Genomic DNA, 15,401 nt, shown 5'->3' on the forward strand with positions numbered 1-15,401 from the left:
TATCTGTACCGAATGGTTAATATCGCGAGGCTCCCGCATGAAGTTGTCCACGAAACTGCTGATGCTCGTCGCGGCCGCGCTGCTCGGCGTCGTATTGCTCGCCGCGATGTCGCTGCAGACGCTGCGCGGCGCGCTGATCGACAGCCGTCGCGAAGAGATCGTCATTCTTTTGACGAAGGCCGAACATCTGGTCAATTCGTACCGCGCGTTGCAGGCGAGCGGTACGCTCACCGCGGATCAGGCCCAGCAGCAGGCAAAAGCCGCGCTGTCGGCGCTCAACGCGGATACGAAAAGCTACTACTGGGTCACGACTGCCGACGGCGTCAACCTGGTTCACCCGAACGCGAAGTTCGTCGGCACGCGGGCCAAGGGCAACCGCACGACCGGCGGCCTGACCGATAGCGAGGCTTACCGCGCCGGGATGGCACAGGCGCATTTCGCGCTCGTCGACGTGCTGGTCAAGCGCAGCCCCGACGCGGATGCGGAGCCGAAACTGCAGGGCGTGGTCGCCATTCCGGACTGGAACTGGTGGATCGGCACGGGATTCTTTTACGACGATATCAACGCGGCGTTCACCCGGCTCGCGATGGTGCTGGGCGCGATTGCGCTCGTCATCGCCGCGACGCTGGCGGCAATCGCGTGGGGCGTGCTGCGCAGCGTCAGGCGCACGCTGGGCGGCGAGCCGGCGCACGCGACGCACATCGCGGCGCGCATCGCCGCCGGCGAACTGGACGTCGAATTCGATGTGGCCAAGGCCGCGCCGGGCAGCCTGCTCGCGGCGCTCGGCGAAATGAAGGCGCGCCTGACCGAGACGATCGCCGAAATCCAGACCACGACCCACTCGATTGCGATGGGCACCGGCGAGATCGCGCAAGGCAACCTGGACCTGTCGCAACGCACGGAGGAACAGGCCGCGTCGCTGCAGGAAACGGCCGCCAGCATGGAACAGATCACGTCGACGGTCCGGCAGAATGCCGAGAATGCGCGTCAGGCCAATGCGCTCGTCACCACGGCCAAGGAAGCGACCGAACTCGGCGGTGCCGCCGTGCAGGAGGTCGTCGAAACGATGCGGCAGATTTCCGAAGAGTCGGTGCGGATCGCCGACATTACCGTCGTGATCGAAGGCATCGCGTTCCAGACCAACATTCTTGCGCTCAACGCGGCCGTCGAAGCGGCGCGAGCCGGCGAGGAAGGGCGCGGGTTCGCGGTCGTGGCCTCGGAGGTCCGCTCGCTCGCCCAGCGCAGCGCCGCGGCGGCGAAGGATATCAAGGGGCTGATCGAGGTGTCGGTCGAGAAGGTCGGCAGCGGCAGCCGGCTCGTCGAGGCGGCGGGGACGCGCATGACGGAGATCGTCCGGTCGATCGACCGGGTGGCCGACATCATGGGCGAGATCTCCTCGGCCTCCGCCGAGCAAAGCACCGGCATCGAACAGGTGGGCAAGGCGGTGTCGCAAATGGATGAAGTCACTCAGCAGAACGCCGCGCTCGTTGAGCAGGCTGCCGCTGCCGCTTCCTCGCTGGATGAACAGGCGGCACGGTTGAGGTCCGCGGTAGCGGTGTTCCGGCTGGCCGGCTGAGCGGCCGACCCGGGGGAGAAACCGGGCGAGAAACCGGGCGAGAAACCGGGCGCGGCGCGCATGCGCGGCCCGCCCGCGTCAGAAGATCACATACACCTTGCGCATCGTCTCGCGCACGTCCCACAGCCCTTCGGTGTTCGCGGCGAAGAACCGCGTGTCGCCCGCGCCGAACTCGATCGCTTCCTCGCCATCCGGCGCGAACGTGCCGGCGCCGGCGAGGAAATGCATCACCTCCGCTTCCTTCACTCTGCGCCCGCAAGTGCCCGGCGTGCATTCGAACACGCCGGTGTCGAACGCCTCGCTGCCCGGGATCACGACCTGCCGGCCCGACACGCGGGCGGGTTCGGTGCCGGGCAATCCGGCCGTGCCGCAGTCTTCGCGCAAGTCGGCGTCGACGGAGCGGGAAATCTTCTGAACTTTCATGCGTGGGTGTCCTCGCGGTGATCGGAAATCGTCCCGGCGCAGCGGCTGCGAGGGCGGCTCACTGTCGCACGCGCGCGGCTGGCGACCAGGACATTTCGCTCGTTTCGGGCGCCGCCGATCCGCAGGTGCGCAATCGATGCAAAACATGTGGTTTGGGACCGCCGAACACGTTTGGGATGCCGAACGGGCAATTTTGTCGGTGCAATCTGCGGCGGCCGTCGCTTTACGATTCTCTTCGTCGCGCATGTGTCGCGGGGCGACGGGAAGACAACGCGGCACACGCGGGCGCGCAGCAATTCATGCTGCGCGGACGGCCCAAAACGGTCGAATCGTGTCGTGCAGGTGCCCCGAATCGCGACAACCGCCATTTTGGCGGTGCTTAAATGAACTCAATGCGTACGACGTTGTGCTCGCTACCAGCAGGCGGGCGCGGCGGGAACCACGAACCACGCTGGACCCCAGGACCCACTTTCCACAGTCAGGAGCAGTTCGGATGAGCGACGATATCGACAACGGCGGCGGCAACGGCGGCTTCACGCGCCGCGACATGATGCGGGTCATGGCGGCGAGCGGCATGATGGCCGCAGGCGCCGGCGGACTGCTGGCGAACTCCCGGGCTGCGTTCGCCGCGCCCGCGCCGAAGCGCGGCGGCAAGATCCGCGTGGCGAACGAATCCAGCTCGACGGCCGATACGCTCGACCCGGCCAAGGGCTCGACGGGCGCCGACTACATCCGCTTCTTCATGTTCTACAGCGGCCTCACGCAGCTCGACGCGAGCCTGACGCCGCAGATGAATCTCGCCGAGTCGCTGCAGACGGCCGATGCGAAGACCTGGATCATCAAGCTGCGCAAGGGCGTCACGTTCCACGACGGGAAACCGGTCGGGCCGGCCGACGTCGTGTTCTCGCTGATGCGCCACAAGAACGCGGCGACCGCGTCGAAGGTCAAGCCGCTCGCCGACCAGTTCGCCGACGCGAAGGCGACCGGCCCGGACGAAGTCACGTTGACGCTCGCGAGCGCGAACGCCGACCTGCCGGTGATCCTCGCGACGCCGCAGCTCGTGATCGTCAAGGACGGCACGACCGACTTCGCGACCGGCATCGGCTGCGGCCCGTACAAGCTGAAGTCGTTCAAGCCGGGCGTGTCGACCGTCGGCGTGCGCAACGACAGCTACTTCAAGCCCGGGATGCCGTATCTCGACGAGATCGAGCTGATCGGCATCAGCGACAGCGCCGCGCGCCTGAACGCGCTGCTGTCCGGCGACGTGCACCTGATCAACGCGATCGATCCGCGCTCGACGCAGCGCGTCGCGTCGACGCCCGGCTATGCGCTGAAGGAAACCAAGTCGGGCCTGTACACCGACCTGATCGTGCGCAGCGAAAACCCGATTACCGCGCATCCCGATTTCGTCGAGGGGATGAAGTACCTGTTCGATCGCGAGCAGGTTCGCTCGGCGGTGTTCCGCGGCTACGCGGTGATCGGCAACGACCAGCCGATTCCGCCGGGGCATCGCTACTTCAACGCATCGGTGCCGCAGCGGCCGTACGATCCGGACAAGGCGAAATTCCTGTTCCAGAAGGCCGGCGCGCTCGGCGCCGCGCTGCCGCCGATCTATGCGACGTCGGATGCGAACGGTTCGATCGAAATGGCCGTACTGCTGCAGCAGGCCGGCCAGAAGATCGGGTTGAACCTGCAGGTGAACCGCGTGTCGCCCGACGGCTACTGGTCGAACCACTGGATGAAGCATCCGCTCGGCTTCGGCAACATCAATCCGCGCTCGAGCGCCGACGTGCTGTTCACGCAGTTCTTCAAGTCGGACGCGCCGTGGAACGAATCGGGCTGGAAGAGCGCGAAGTTCGACCAGCTGCTGCTCGCCGCGCGCTCCGAGACCGACGATGCGAAGCGCAGGCAGATGTACGGCGAAATGCAGGCGATCGTCGCGCAGCAGGGCAGGGTCGGCATTCCGGCGTTCATCAGTTTCCTCGACGGGTACGACAAGCGCCTCGCGGGCCTCGGCTCGATTCCGACCGGCCCGATGATGGGCGGCATGTTCGCCGAACACGTATGGTGGAACGCCTGACGCCGTCGCCTGCCGCCGCCGCGCGGCCGGTGCGGGCCACCGCCCCGGCCGCGCGCGGCCTTTCCGGGAGTGCCGCTGCATGAACCGAATCCTTATCGGGCTGATCGGCCGGCGCATCGCGGTCACCGCGCTGACGTTGCTGATCGTGTCCGCGATCATCTTCACGATCACGAACCTGCTGCCGGGCGATGCCGCGCAGGCCGCGCTCGGCCAGTCGGCGACGCCGGAAACGATCGCCGCGCTGCGCCAGCAGTTCGGCCTCGACATGCCGGCGCACGTGCGCTACGTGCACTGGCTCGCCGGGTTGCTGCACGGCGATTTCGGCCGCTCGCTGTCCGGCGACATGCCGGTGTCGGACATGATCGGCGGGCGCCTGCCGAAGTCGCTCGCGCTCGCGGCGATCACGACCGCGGTATCGGTGCCGATCGCGCTGCTGCTCGGGATACTCGCGGCGGTCAAGCGCGAGTCGGCGATCGACCGCGCGATCAGCCTCGGCACGCTGTCGCTCGTCGCGACGCCGGAATTCCTGATCGCGACGGTCGCCGTGCTCGTGCTGGCGGTGAAGCTGCACTGGCTGTCCGCGCTGTCGTACAGCGGACCGATCGAAAGCGTCCACGATTTCCTGCGCGCATATGCGATGCCGGTGCTGACGCTCTGCGCGGTCGTGATTGCGCAGATGGCGCGGATGACGCGCGCCGCGGTGATCGAGCAACTGAGCGCGTCGTATGTCGAGATGGCCGTGCTCAAGGGCGCGAGCCCCGCGCGCGTGGTGCTGCGCCATGCGCTGCCGAACGCGATCGGGCCGATCGCCAATGCGATCGCGCTGAGCCTGTCGTATCTGCTCGGCGGCGTGATCGTCGTCGAGACGATCTTCAACTATCCGGGCCTCGCCAGCCTGATGGTCGATGCGGTCGGCAACCGCGACTTCCCGCTGGTGCAGGCGTGCACGCTGATCTTCTGCGTGGCCTATCTGACGCTCGTGCTGTTCGCCGATCTGTGCTCGATCGTGTCGAACCCGAGACTGCGGACCTGACCGTCCCGTCCTTCTCCCGAGATGCCGAACATGCACCCGACCGAACCCGTACAACGCAGCAGCGCGCTGCCGCCGCCCGGCGATCCGCGCCCGTCCTGGGGCGACACGCCGCCTGCCGCACCGTCTCCCGAGCAGCCGCGCAAGCGCCGCGCGATGCGCCCGGCATTGACCACCGGCGGCTGGATCGGCCTGTCGATGGCCAGCCTGATGCTGTTCATCGCGGTGTTCGCGCCGCTCCTCGCGCCGCACGAAGTCGGCACGATCGTCACGCCGGACGTGTTCGCGCCGTTCAGCGCGAAGCTGCCGTTCGGCTCCGACTTCCTCGGCCGCGACATGCTGAGCCGGATCCTGTACGGCACGCGGCTGACCGTGCTGCTCGCGCTGGCCGCGGTGCTGCTCGCCGCGCTGACCGGCACGACGCTCGGGCTGCTCGCGACGGTGTCGGGCCGCGCGGTGGACGAGACGATGAGCCGGCTGCTCGACGCGCTCACGTCGATTCCGTCGAAGATGTTCGCGCTGATGTTCGTCGCCGCGTTCGGCTCGTCGCTGCCGCTGCTGATCCTGACCGCCGCGGTCAGCTACATGCCGGGCTCGTACCGGATCGCGCGCGCGCTGGCCGTGAACATCAGCACGCTCGAATTCGTGCAGGTGGCGCGAGCGCGCGGCGAGAGCGCGCTGTACATCGCGTGCGTCGAGATGCTGCCGAACATGATCCACCCGATGCTCGCCGATACCGGACTGCGCTTCACGTTCGTCGTGCTGCTGCTGAGCGGCCTGAGCTTTCTCGGGCTCGGCGTGCAGCCGCCGTACGCGGACCTCGGCTCGCTCGTGCGCGAGAACATCGCGAGCCTCGGCGACGGTTCGGCCGTCGCGATCATGCCCGCGGTCGCGATCGCGATCCTGACGGTGGGCGTCAACCTGCTGATCGACGGCCTGCCGCATCGCGGCCGCCGCAAGGGCGCGGCCGCCGCCGCCGGAGAACACTGATGCGACATGAATCGACTCCGCTCGTCGAGGTCAGCGGGCTGCGCGTCGTCGGCGGCCGCCCGGGCGGCCCGGAAACGACGATCGTCCACGGCGTCGACTTCGAGATCCGGCGCGGCGAGGTGCTCGCGCTGATCGGCGAGTCCGGCTCCGGCAAGACGACGATCGCGCTGGCGCTGATGGGCCATGCGCGCGCCGGCTGCCGGATCGCCGGCGGCTCGGTGAAGCTCGCCGGCACCGACGTATGCGCGCTGTCCGCGCCGGCGCTGAGCGCGCTGCGCGGCCGCAAGGTCGCCTACATCGCGCAGAGCGCGGCCGCCGCGTTCAACCCGTCGCGCACGATTCTCGACCAGGTGATCGAGAGCGCGCTGATTCACCGGACGATGTCGAAGCGCGACGCGCAGGCGAAGGCGGTCGAGCTGTTCCGCGCGCTCGCGCTGCCGGAGCCGGAAACGATCGGCAAGCGCTATCCGCATCAGGTGTCGGGCGGCCAGTTGCAGCGGCTGATGGCCGCGATGGCGCTGATCACCGATCCGGAACTGGTGATCCTCGACGAGCCGACCACGGCGCTCGACGTGACCACGCAGATCGACGTGCTGCAGGCGTTCAAGAGCGTGATCCGCCGCTACGGCATGAGCGCGGTGTACGTGTCGCACGATCTCGCGGTCGTCGCGCAGATGGCCGACCGGATCGTCGTGTTGAGCGACGGCGTGATCCGCGAGGCGGGCGATACCGAACAGATCCTGCATGCGCCCGCGCATCCGTACACGCAGAGCCTGATCGCGGCGGTCACGCCGAACGGCGCCGAACGCGACGCGAAACCCGCGGCGGCCGCGCCGGCGCCGCTGCTCGACGTGCGCGGCGCGGTCGCCGGATACGGCGCCCGCACCGCGAAGGGCCTGCCCGCGAAAGTGATCCTGCACGAAGTGGACCTGCGCATCGGGCGCGGCCAGACGGTTGGCGTGATCGGCGAATCGGGCTCGGGCAAGACGACGCTCGCGAAGGTGATCGCGGGCCTGGTGCCGGCCAACGGCGGGCAGATCCTGCTCGACGGCGAGCCGCTCGCGCTCGATATCGGCAAGCGCACGAAGGAGCAGCATCGCCGCGTGCAGATCGTGTTCCAGAACGCCGATACCGCGCTCAATCCGGTGCATACGGTCGAACGCACGCTCGCGCGACCGCTCGCGTTCTATCACGGGGTCAAGGGCGCGCGTGCGCGGCAGCGCGTCGCGGAGCTGCTCGAGCTCGTGCGGCTGCCGCCGGCGGTCGCCGGGCGGCGCACCGGCGAGCTGTCCGGCGGGCAGAAGCAGCGCGTGAACCTCGCGCGCGCACTCGCGGCCGAGCCCGACCTGATCCTGTGCGACGAGGTGACGTCGGCGCTCGACACCGTGGTCGGCGCCGCGATCATCGACCTGCTGCGCGAACTGCAGGCGAAGCTCGGCGTGTCGTACGTGTTCATCACGCACGACATCGCCAAGGTGCGCGCGATCAGCGACGACATCGTCGTGCTGTACGCGGGCCGCCGCGTCGAGACGGGCAGCCGCGACGCGCTGTGCGCGCCGCCTTATCACCCGTACTCGCACCTGCTCGTGTCGTCGGCGCCGGAACTGCGCGCGGGCTGGCTCGACGATGCGGCCGAGCGGTGCCACCGGCCGCTGGTGCCGATCGGCGCGAGCGCGGACGATGCGCAGCTGTGCCCGTTCCTGTCGCGCTGCGCGATGCGGGTGGACGGCGTATGCAATCGGACGGCGCCCGTGCTGCGCACCCTCGGCAACGGCGCGCAGGTGCTGTGCCACCGCAGCGAGGACGACCTGACGCGCTTCCAGGCGGAGCCGGCGGCGGTCGTCCCGCCGGTGCAGCCGGTGCGCCTGTAGTGCGCCGCGCCGTTCGTTTGCCGCGCTCGCTTGCGTCGGCGATCGGCGTTCCGCACAGGCTGCCGCGGCGGTCGCGAAAAACGGTGGATTGTGCGTGCGCCGCACCCGAATACGCGGCAACTGCGCTTCTTGATGGTGATTAAATGGTTTTCAATGAGCGATCGCCGATCGTCGTCGCCGGAAGGCTTGGGAAGGATCCGATGAAACCCGAATCGAACAGGCTGGATACCCGCCGCGCGTTTCGCGCCGGCTGTGAAGGGGGCGCCGAAGGGCGCGCCGACGTGTCGATCATGCGTCCGGATTTCGCGGGCGTGGCTTCCGACCGTGGCCCGGCAGCGGCGACACCATGACGCAATTGATCGATTCCGGCGCGGCCGGCATGCCGATCGAGCCGTTCGCGATCGTGCGCTTCGTCGCGCCGGCCACTGCCGCGCAGGCGGCCGCATGAGGACGGCGAACATGGTCGATCTGATCCACGAGCCGGTCGAAAGTGCGGTGCTCCGCGCTGCCGGCGTCGGGCGGCCCGTATCGACGGCCATCGACGACGTGCTGCGCACGATCGATGCGTCGTTCGCGCAGCCGCTGAATCTCGATACGCTCGCGGCGGTGGCCGGGTTGAGCGTGTCGCGTTTCACCGCGCGTTTTCGCAGCGAAATCGGGCTGTCGCCGCATCGGTATCTGTGTCTGGTACGGGTTCGGCGAGCGCAGGACTTGCTGCGCGGCGGCGTGGCGCCGTCGGTGGTGGCGACCGAGGTCGGTTTCTTCGACCAGAGCCATCTGTGCCGGCATTTCCGGCGGGTGCTCGGGATTACGCCGCGCGATTACGTGAGCGCGCGCTCGGGCGGAGCGCCGGGGCGAACCACGTCGATGCGTACGCGCGCCGAACGCCGGGACGCGTCCTGTCACGCCGCGTAAGCGCAAGCGCGGGCACGCGGTTGCGACCGGCCCTGGCTGCCCGATGAAGACGCCTGCCGGCCGTGGCGTGGTCATTAAGCCATGCTTAACGAGCGCTTTTCCGGAGGTTAATCAATCGGGAAGACCTGCACCGCATAATTGCAGGCATGAACCACCAGCGACGCAATTCAATTATTGCGCAGCGAATACGCGTTATCGAACCAATCAATACTCCTGACGGTTGCCGGCTGGGAAGTCGCGAGAACGACGATTTCCGGTACCGTCCAGGGATATTTCAACAAGATCGTCGCGCCATGCGCAGGAGCAGAAATGACCGTAGCGTTCGTGTTGCACCGTGCCGACGGCACGCCTTTGTCGACCGACTTCCGCAGGAAGCCGTTCGGCGAAAACGACCCGTTCGGGCCGCATCGTGAAATCGCATGGGAAGGCCCCGACTCGATGGCCGCGGGCCGTATCGGCTTCGTTGGCGAACTCGACGTGGCGAGCTTTCCGCACATCGAGACCCTCGTCGTCGTGGCGGGCGAGCTGACGCTCGAAGCGCCCGGAGCGGCGCCGTTGGTGCTCGGTCCGCAAGCAGGGGCGGTCATCGGCAGCGGCACGGCGGTTCGCGTCAGCGCGGCATCGCCCGTGCTTCTGATGTTCTGCGCGGCGGCTTGCACGAACCCGCCCAGACGCGGCCTCTTCGCGCTGCGCGCCGACGCCGATTTCAAGCCGTCCGCATCGCTGCCGGCCGACGTGCTGCTGGGGCCCGCTCCGCAATGCCGCAGCGACAACGTCTTCGCCGACGACGGCGCGGCTTGCTGCGCGGGTACGTGGGATTCGACGCCGTACCACCGGATCGTGCGCCCGCATCGCGCGAACGAGTTCATGCAGCTGCTGGCCGGCAGCGTGCGGTTCGCCGCGCCCGACGGCAGCGTGCTGTCGCTCGGCGCCGGCGACGCGCTTTTCGTGCCGCGGGGCGCGCCGATCGGGTGGGAAAGCAGCGATCGCGTGGCGAAGTTCTACGTCATGCAAAACGTCCAGGTTTCAACCGAGCAACATTGACCATGTCACCTCCGCTGCAACACATACAAACTTCGCCCACGCTGCCGGCCGCGGCCGACGTCGTCGTGATCGGAGGCGGGATCATCGGCGTCTTTACCGCCTACTACCTGGCCCGGCGCGGGGTGTCGGTCGCGCTGGTCGAGAAGGGCAGGATCGGCGCCGAGCAGTCGAGCCGCAACTGGGGCTGGTGCCGGCAGCAAAACCGCGACGCGCGCGAACTGCCGATGGCAAGCAAGAGCCTCGACCTGTGGGAACGATTTGCCGCCGAATCCGGCGAAGACACCGGTTTTCATCGTTGCGGGCTGTTGTATCTGAGCAATGACGAAGCCGAGTTGTCGCGCTGGGCCAGTTGGGGCGAATTCGCGAGGACCGCGGGCGTGACGACCTACATGCTCGACAGCCGGCAGGCGAGCGAGCGCGGGCAGCCCACCGGGCGACCCTGGAAGGGCGGCGTCTTTTCGCCGACCGACGGCACCGCCGATCCGGCGAAGGCCGCGCCGGCCGTGGCCGCGGCACTGATGAAGCTCGGCGGCAGCGTCAACCAGCAGTGCGCGGCCCGCGGCATCGAACTCGAGGGCGGCCGGGTTTCCGGCGTCGTCACGGAAGCCGGGGTGATCAAGACCAGGACGGCTGTGCTCGCCGGCGGCGCATGGGCGTCGTCGTTCTGCCGCCAGCTCGGCATCCGGTTTCCCCAGGCGTCGATCCGCCAGTCGATCCTGAGCGTGTCGCCCGTCGAACAGCACTTGCCGGCTGCGCTGTACACCTCCGGCGTGTCCATTACGCGCCGCAGCGACGGACGCTACGCACTGGCCATCAGCGGCCGCGCGCGCGTGGACCTGACGCCGCAGTTCCTGCGATTCGCGCCGCATTTCGTGCCGATGTTCGCGAAGCGCTGGCGCAGCCTTCTGCCGGGCGGCCTCGAGGGCATGCGCGGCGGCCACGAAACGCTGAAGCGGTGGCGGCTCGATGCGCCGACACCGATGGAGGCGATGCGCATTCTCGATCCGAAGCCCGATATGTCGACCGTCACCGAGACGTACCGCCGTGCCGTCGAATTGCTGCCCGAACTTCGCGAAGCGACGATCACGCACGCTTGGGCCGGGTTCGTCGACAGCACGCCGGACGGCGTCCCGGGTATCGGCGAAGTGCCGGGCCTGCCGGGCCTGATCCTCGCGGCCGGCTTTTCCGGGCACGGCTTCGGCATCGGCCCGGGCGCAGGCCACTTGATCGCGGATCTCGCGACCGGCGCGCAACCGATCGTGGACCCGCTGCCGTATCGGCCCAGCCGATTCGGCGAATCCGCGTGGGGCAAGGTCGCCGATTTCTAGGCGACGGCCGTCACGCCGAACGCGGCGGCGTTTGAACGATGCGCTTCGGATCGGATCGCGCGACCGGCCGGACCGGCGCGGCGAATTCTTGCCGGCTTTCCGGCCCGATGCGCCAGCTTTGGAGTGTGTGATGCGTTTCAGTTCCTACTGGCTCGATACGTCCGAGCCATTCGCGGGCAGCTCGCCGGAGCTGCCCGACGGAAGTTGCGACGTGGTCGTGGTGGGCGGCGGGATCACGGGCTCGGCGGCTGCGCTGGCGCTGTCGAAAAAAGGCGCGCGGGTCGTCGTCTGCGAGGCGGGCACCGTGGGGCAGGCAGCGTCGGGACGCAACGGCGGCATGTGCAACAACGGCTTTGCGCAGGATTACGCGTCGCTGTCGCAGCGCATCGGCACCGAACTCGCCAACCGGTTGTATCGCGCGTTCGATGCGGGCGTCGACACGGTCGAGCGGCTGGTCAGGGAAGAGTCGATCGACTGCGATTTCGTGCGTCGCGGCAAGCTCAAGCTCGCGGCGAAGCCGGAGCACTACGACAAGCTGGTGCGAAGCCAGGCGCTGCTCGCCGCGAGCGTGGACCCCGACACGCGCTTGGTGACGAAGGCGCAACTGCGTGATGAGATCGGCTCGACCCGTTATCACGGCGGCTTGATCTTCGAGAAGAGCGCCGGGATGCACGTCGGCCGCTATGTGCGCGGTCTGGCGAGCGCCGCGCAAGCGCGCGGCGCGCACATCCTGGAGCATGCGCCGGTGCTCGGCGTGAAGCGCGAGGCGGGCGGCGCATACGCGGTGCATACGCCGCTCGGCGAGATCCGTGCGCGCCAGGTGCTGCTCGCGAGCGGCATCTCGCAGGTGGGGCCGTTCGGCTGGATCCGCCGCAGGATCGTGCCGGTCGGCGCGTTCATCATCGTCACCGAGCCGTTGCCGCGCGAACTGCTTGACCGATTGCTGCCGACCCGCCGGATGGTCACCGACACGAAGAACTTCGTCAATTTCTTTCGCGTCACGCCCGACAACCGGATGCTGTTCGGCGGGCGGGCGCGTTTCGCGACGTCGAACCCCCGTTCGGACGAAAAGAGCGGGCTGATCCTGCGACAACAGATGGCCGCCGTGTTTCCGGCGCTGGCCGGCGTGCGCATCGACTATTGCTGGGGCGGCATGGTCGACATGACGGCCAACCGCCTGCCGCGCGCGGGCCAGCGACAAGGCGTGTATTACTCGATGGGCTATAGCGGCCACGGCACGCACATGGCCACGCTGATGGGCACGCTGATGGCGGAGATCATGGACGGGCGGGCCGATCTCAACCCGTGGAGCGGTTTCGACTGGCCCGCCATTCCCGGCCACTTCGGCAAACCGTGGTTTTTGCCGTTCGTGGGTGCGTGGTACCGACTGAAGGACACCCTGCAATGAATTCACCTGTTCGTCACTTGATGCAAGCCGGAAGGCTCGAGCGGTTCTTCATCGACGGAGACTGGGTCATGCCCGACGGTGGCGACCGGTTCGCCGTGGTCTGCCCGTCCACCGAAGACACGCTGTGCGACATCCCGCTCGGCAACGCACGCGACGCCGACCGCGCGGTGCGGGCCGCGCGCGGCGCGTTCGAACGCTGGGCCGCGACGTCGCCGCAGCAACGCGCCGCGCTGCTCGACCGCATTCATGCGCTGATCCTGGAGCGCGCCGAACTGTTCGCCGCCGCGCTCGCGATGGAAATGGGCGCACCGATCGGCTATGCGCGCGGCGCCCATGTACCGCTCGCGGCCGAACATGTCCGGGTCGCGCGCGACAACCTGGCGAGCTACCCGTTCGTCACGCGGCGGGGGACGACCGCGGTCGTGCGCGAGCCGATCGGCGTGTGCGCGCTGATCACGCCGTGGAACTGGCCGATCTATCAAATCACCGCGAAGGTCGGCCCGGCGCTCGCGGCAGGCTGCACGGTGGTCCTGAAACCGAGCGAGCTGTCGCCGCTCAGCGCGTTGCTGTTCGCGGAAGTGGTCGCCGATGCGGGCGTGCCCGCGGGCGTGTTCAACCTGGTGAGCGGCAGCGGCACGGAAGTGGGCGCGGCGCTCGCGTCGCACCCGGAAGTCGACATGGTTTCGATCACGGGGTCCACGCGTGCGGGCGTACTCGTTGCGCAAGCGGCGGCGCCGACCGTCAAGCGCGTCGCGCAGGAGCTCGGCGGCAAGTCGCCGAACATCGTGTTGCCCGATGCGGACCTGTCGCGCGCCGTCGCGCCGGGCGTGGCCGCCGCGTTCCGGAACATGGGCCAGTCGTGCAGCGCGCCGACCCGCATGATCGTCCCGCGCGACGTGCTGGGCCGCGTCGAGGAACTGGCGGTCGCGGCAACGGAACGGATGGTCGTCGGCGATCCGTTCGCCGAAGCGACGACGCATGGTCCGCTGGCCAATCGCGCGCAGTTCGAGCGCGTCGGGCAGATGATCGACGCGGGCATCGACGAACGGGCGAAGCTCATCGCCGGCGGGCCCGGACGGCCCGCGGGTTTCGGCCGGGGCTTTTATGCGCGGCCGACCGTCTTTTCCGAGGTCCGCACCGACATGAACATCGCGCAGCAGGAGATCTTCGGTCCGGTTCTCGCGATCCTTCCTTACGACACCGTCGAAGAAGCCATCGCGATCGCGAACGACACGGTTTACGGGCTCGGCGCACATGTGCAGGGTACCGACCAGGAACGCGTGCGCGCGGTGGCCGCGCGCATTCGGTCGGGCCAGGTGCATCTGAACTACCCGGCATGGGACCCGCAGGCTCCGTTCGGCGGCTACAAGCAGTCGGGGAACGGTCGCGAGTACGGGATCGAAGGGATGGAAGAGTACATGGAAATCAAGTCGATCCTGGGTTTCCATGATTGAAGCAACGGCTGCGCGCCATGCGGCGGCAGTCCGGATTTGAATCCGTTTGCCCGATAAAGGTGCCGAGATTGGACAACCCCGTTATTCCCGAAGCGTCGCTGGACGCGCATCACGCGCACTGGGCGAACCTGCGCCGCGACCTGCATGCGCATCCCGAGTTGCGATTCGAGGAGCACCGGACGGCCGACGTCGTCGCCCGCGAGCTCGACGCGCTCGGCTATGTGGTGTCGCGCGGGCTCGGAGGCACGGGCGTCGTCGCGAGCCTGCCCGGTGCGGACCCGGGCCGCGGCATCGTGCTGCGTGCCGATCTGGATGCGTTGCCGATCCAGGAAGCCAACGATTTTGCGCATGCGTCGTGCGCCCAGGGCGTGATGCACGCATGCGGGCATGACGGGCATACCGTGATGTTGCTGGGGGCCGCGCGCATCCTGAAGGCGCTGCCGCAGTTGCCGGGCACGGTTCATTTCGTGTTTCAGCCCGGCGAAGAGGGGGGCGCGGGCGCGCGCAGGATGATCGACGACGGGCTGTTCGAACGCTATCCGACCGAGGCGGTATTCGGCATGCACAACTGGCCGGGTTTGCCGGCCGGGCATTTCGGGTTGCGTACCGGCCCGATCATGGCCGCGGGCTGCCGATTCAGGATCACGGTAACGGGCAAGGGCGCGCATGCGGCGCAGCCGCATCTGGGCGTCGACCCCGTTCCCCTCGCGTGTTCGATGGTGCTGCAGTGTCAGACCATCGCCGCGCGGCACAAGGATCCCGTGGATCCCGCCGTCATTTCCGTCTGCATGTTCCATGCGGGCACGACGGACAATGTCATTCCGGACAGCGCCGAATTGCGCGGGACGATTCGCACGCTATCGTCGGCATTGCAGCAGAAGCTGCAGCGCGACGTCCAGCTCATGTGCGAGGGGCTGGCCCGTGCCTATGGCGCGCATGTCGAGGTCGCGTTTTTTCAGTACTACCCCGCGACGGTCAACACGCCGGCCGAGACGGCACTCTGCGAAACGGTCATTCGCGAGACGTTCGGCGACGAGCGCCTTTACCGCGACGTGCCGCCGAACATGACGTCCGAGGACTTCGGCTTCATGCTGGAGGAGCGGCCCGGCGCGTACGTGCTGATCGGCAATGCGCCGGCCGGAACGGCCACGCCGGCCCTGCATCACCCGAAATACGATTTCAACGACGACATCATTCCGGCCGGCGTCCGTTATTGGGTCGCCCTGGCGCGGCGCTACTTCGGGACCGTCTGACGCGGCGGTGCGATCCATCGTGCGCGGCC

At 68.2% G+C, this 15,401-nt stretch carries 13 protein-coding genes; 12 read left to right on the forward strand and 1 reads right to left on the reverse strand.

The genetic code is table 11. From position 1 onward, the window contains the following. The first annotated feature begins 37 nt into the window (after positions 1 to 37). On the forward strand, positions 38 to 1,576 hold the full coding sequence (locus OEJ37_RS08900) for a methyl-accepting chemotaxis protein (RefSeq protein ID WP_175920130.1): 1,539 nt from the start codon (positions 38 to 40) through the stop codon (positions 1,574 to 1,576). Positions 1,577 to 1,654: 78 nt separating this feature from the next. Here OEJ37_RS08900 and OEJ37_RS08905 read toward each other — a convergent pair whose 3' ends face one another. After that, positions 1,655 to 1,999 carry a cupin domain-containing protein gene (locus OEJ37_RS08905; RefSeq protein WP_175920002.1) on the reverse strand — a complete coding sequence of 115 codons (345 nt, stop codon included), beginning with the start codon at positions 1,997 to 1,999 and terminating at the stop codon, positions 1,655 to 1,657. A gap of 493 nt (positions 2,000 to 2,492) precedes the next feature. Here OEJ37_RS08905 and OEJ37_RS08910 point away from each other — a divergent pair, with 493 nt between their 5' ends. From OEJ37_RS08910 to OEJ37_RS08960, 11 genes are all read left to right on the forward strand, one after another. After that, the gene (locus OEJ37_RS08910) at positions 2,493 to 4,079 is read left to right on the forward strand and encodes an ABC transporter substrate-binding protein (RefSeq protein ID WP_175920003.1); all 1,587 of its coding nucleotides are present in this window, start codon (positions 2,493 to 2,495) and stop codon (positions 4,077 to 4,079) included. A gap of 79 nt (positions 4,080 to 4,158) precedes the next feature. After that, a complete protein-coding gene (locus OEJ37_RS08915; RefSeq protein WP_174417130.1) occupies positions 4,159 to 5,112 on the forward strand; it encodes an ABC transporter permease in 954 nt (317 codons plus the stop codon). A gap of 30 nt (positions 5,113 to 5,142) precedes the next feature. Further along, positions 5,143 to 6,099: an ABC transporter permease gene (locus tag OEJ37_RS08920; protein WP_174417129.1), complete on the forward strand. Its 957-nt coding sequence runs from the start codon at positions 5,143 to 5,145 to the stop codon at positions 6,097 to 6,099. Then, positions 6,099 to 7,970, forward strand: coding sequence for an ABC transporter ATP-binding protein (locus OEJ37_RS08925; protein WP_263344041.1), 1,872 nt, complete (start codon positions 6,099 to 6,101; stop codon positions 7,968 to 7,970). Before OEJ37_RS08920 ends, OEJ37_RS08925 begins: the two co-directional genes overlap by 1 nt. A gap of 143 nt (positions 7,971 to 8,113) precedes the next feature. Then, entirely contained in the window at positions 8,114 to 8,320 is a 207-nt protein-coding gene (locus OEJ37_RS08930) for a hypothetical protein (protein WP_263344042.1), read from the forward strand. A gap of 109 nt (positions 8,321 to 8,429) precedes the next feature. Then, positions 8,430 to 8,885, forward strand: a complete 456-nt coding sequence (locus tag OEJ37_RS08935) for a helix-turn-helix domain-containing protein (protein WP_263344043.1) — start codon at positions 8,430 to 8,432, stop codon at positions 8,883 to 8,885. 309 nt (positions 8,886 to 9,194) lie between these two features. Then, positions 9,195 to 9,929, forward strand: a complete 735-nt coding sequence (locus OEJ37_RS08940) for a cupin domain-containing protein (protein WP_175920131.1) — start codon at positions 9,195 to 9,197, stop codon at positions 9,927 to 9,929. Between the two features lie 2 nt (positions 9,930 to 9,931). After that, entirely contained in the window at positions 9,932 to 11,257 is a 1,326-nt protein-coding gene (locus OEJ37_RS08945) for an NAD(P)/FAD-dependent oxidoreductase (RefSeq protein WP_175920006.1), read from the forward strand. A 130-nt stretch (positions 11,258 to 11,387) separates the two neighbouring features. Further along, positions 11,388 to 12,665: an NAD(P)/FAD-dependent oxidoreductase gene (locus tag OEJ37_RS08950; RefSeq protein WP_175920007.1), complete on the forward strand. Its 1,278-nt coding sequence runs from the start codon at positions 11,388 to 11,390 to the stop codon at positions 12,663 to 12,665. After that, a complete protein-coding gene (locus OEJ37_RS08955; RefSeq protein ID WP_175920008.1) occupies positions 12,662 to 14,119 on the forward strand; it encodes an aldehyde dehydrogenase family protein in 1,458 nt (485 codons plus the stop codon). Before OEJ37_RS08950 ends, OEJ37_RS08955 begins: the two co-directional genes overlap by 4 nt. A 68-nt stretch (positions 14,120 to 14,187) precedes the next feature. Continuing rightward, positions 14,188 to 15,372, forward strand: coding sequence for a M20 aminoacylase family protein (locus OEJ37_RS08960; protein ID WP_175920009.1), 1,185 nt, complete (start codon positions 14,188 to 14,190; stop codon positions 15,370 to 15,372). The last annotated feature ends 29 nt before the right edge of the window (positions 15,373 to 15,401 follow it).

The sequence above is a fragment of the Burkholderia sp. BKH01 genome (assembly GCF_025685725.1).
In the GTDB taxonomy this organism is placed as follows: Bacteria; Pseudomonadota; Gammaproteobacteria; order Burkholderiales; family Burkholderiaceae; genus Burkholderia; species Burkholderia pyrrocinia_C.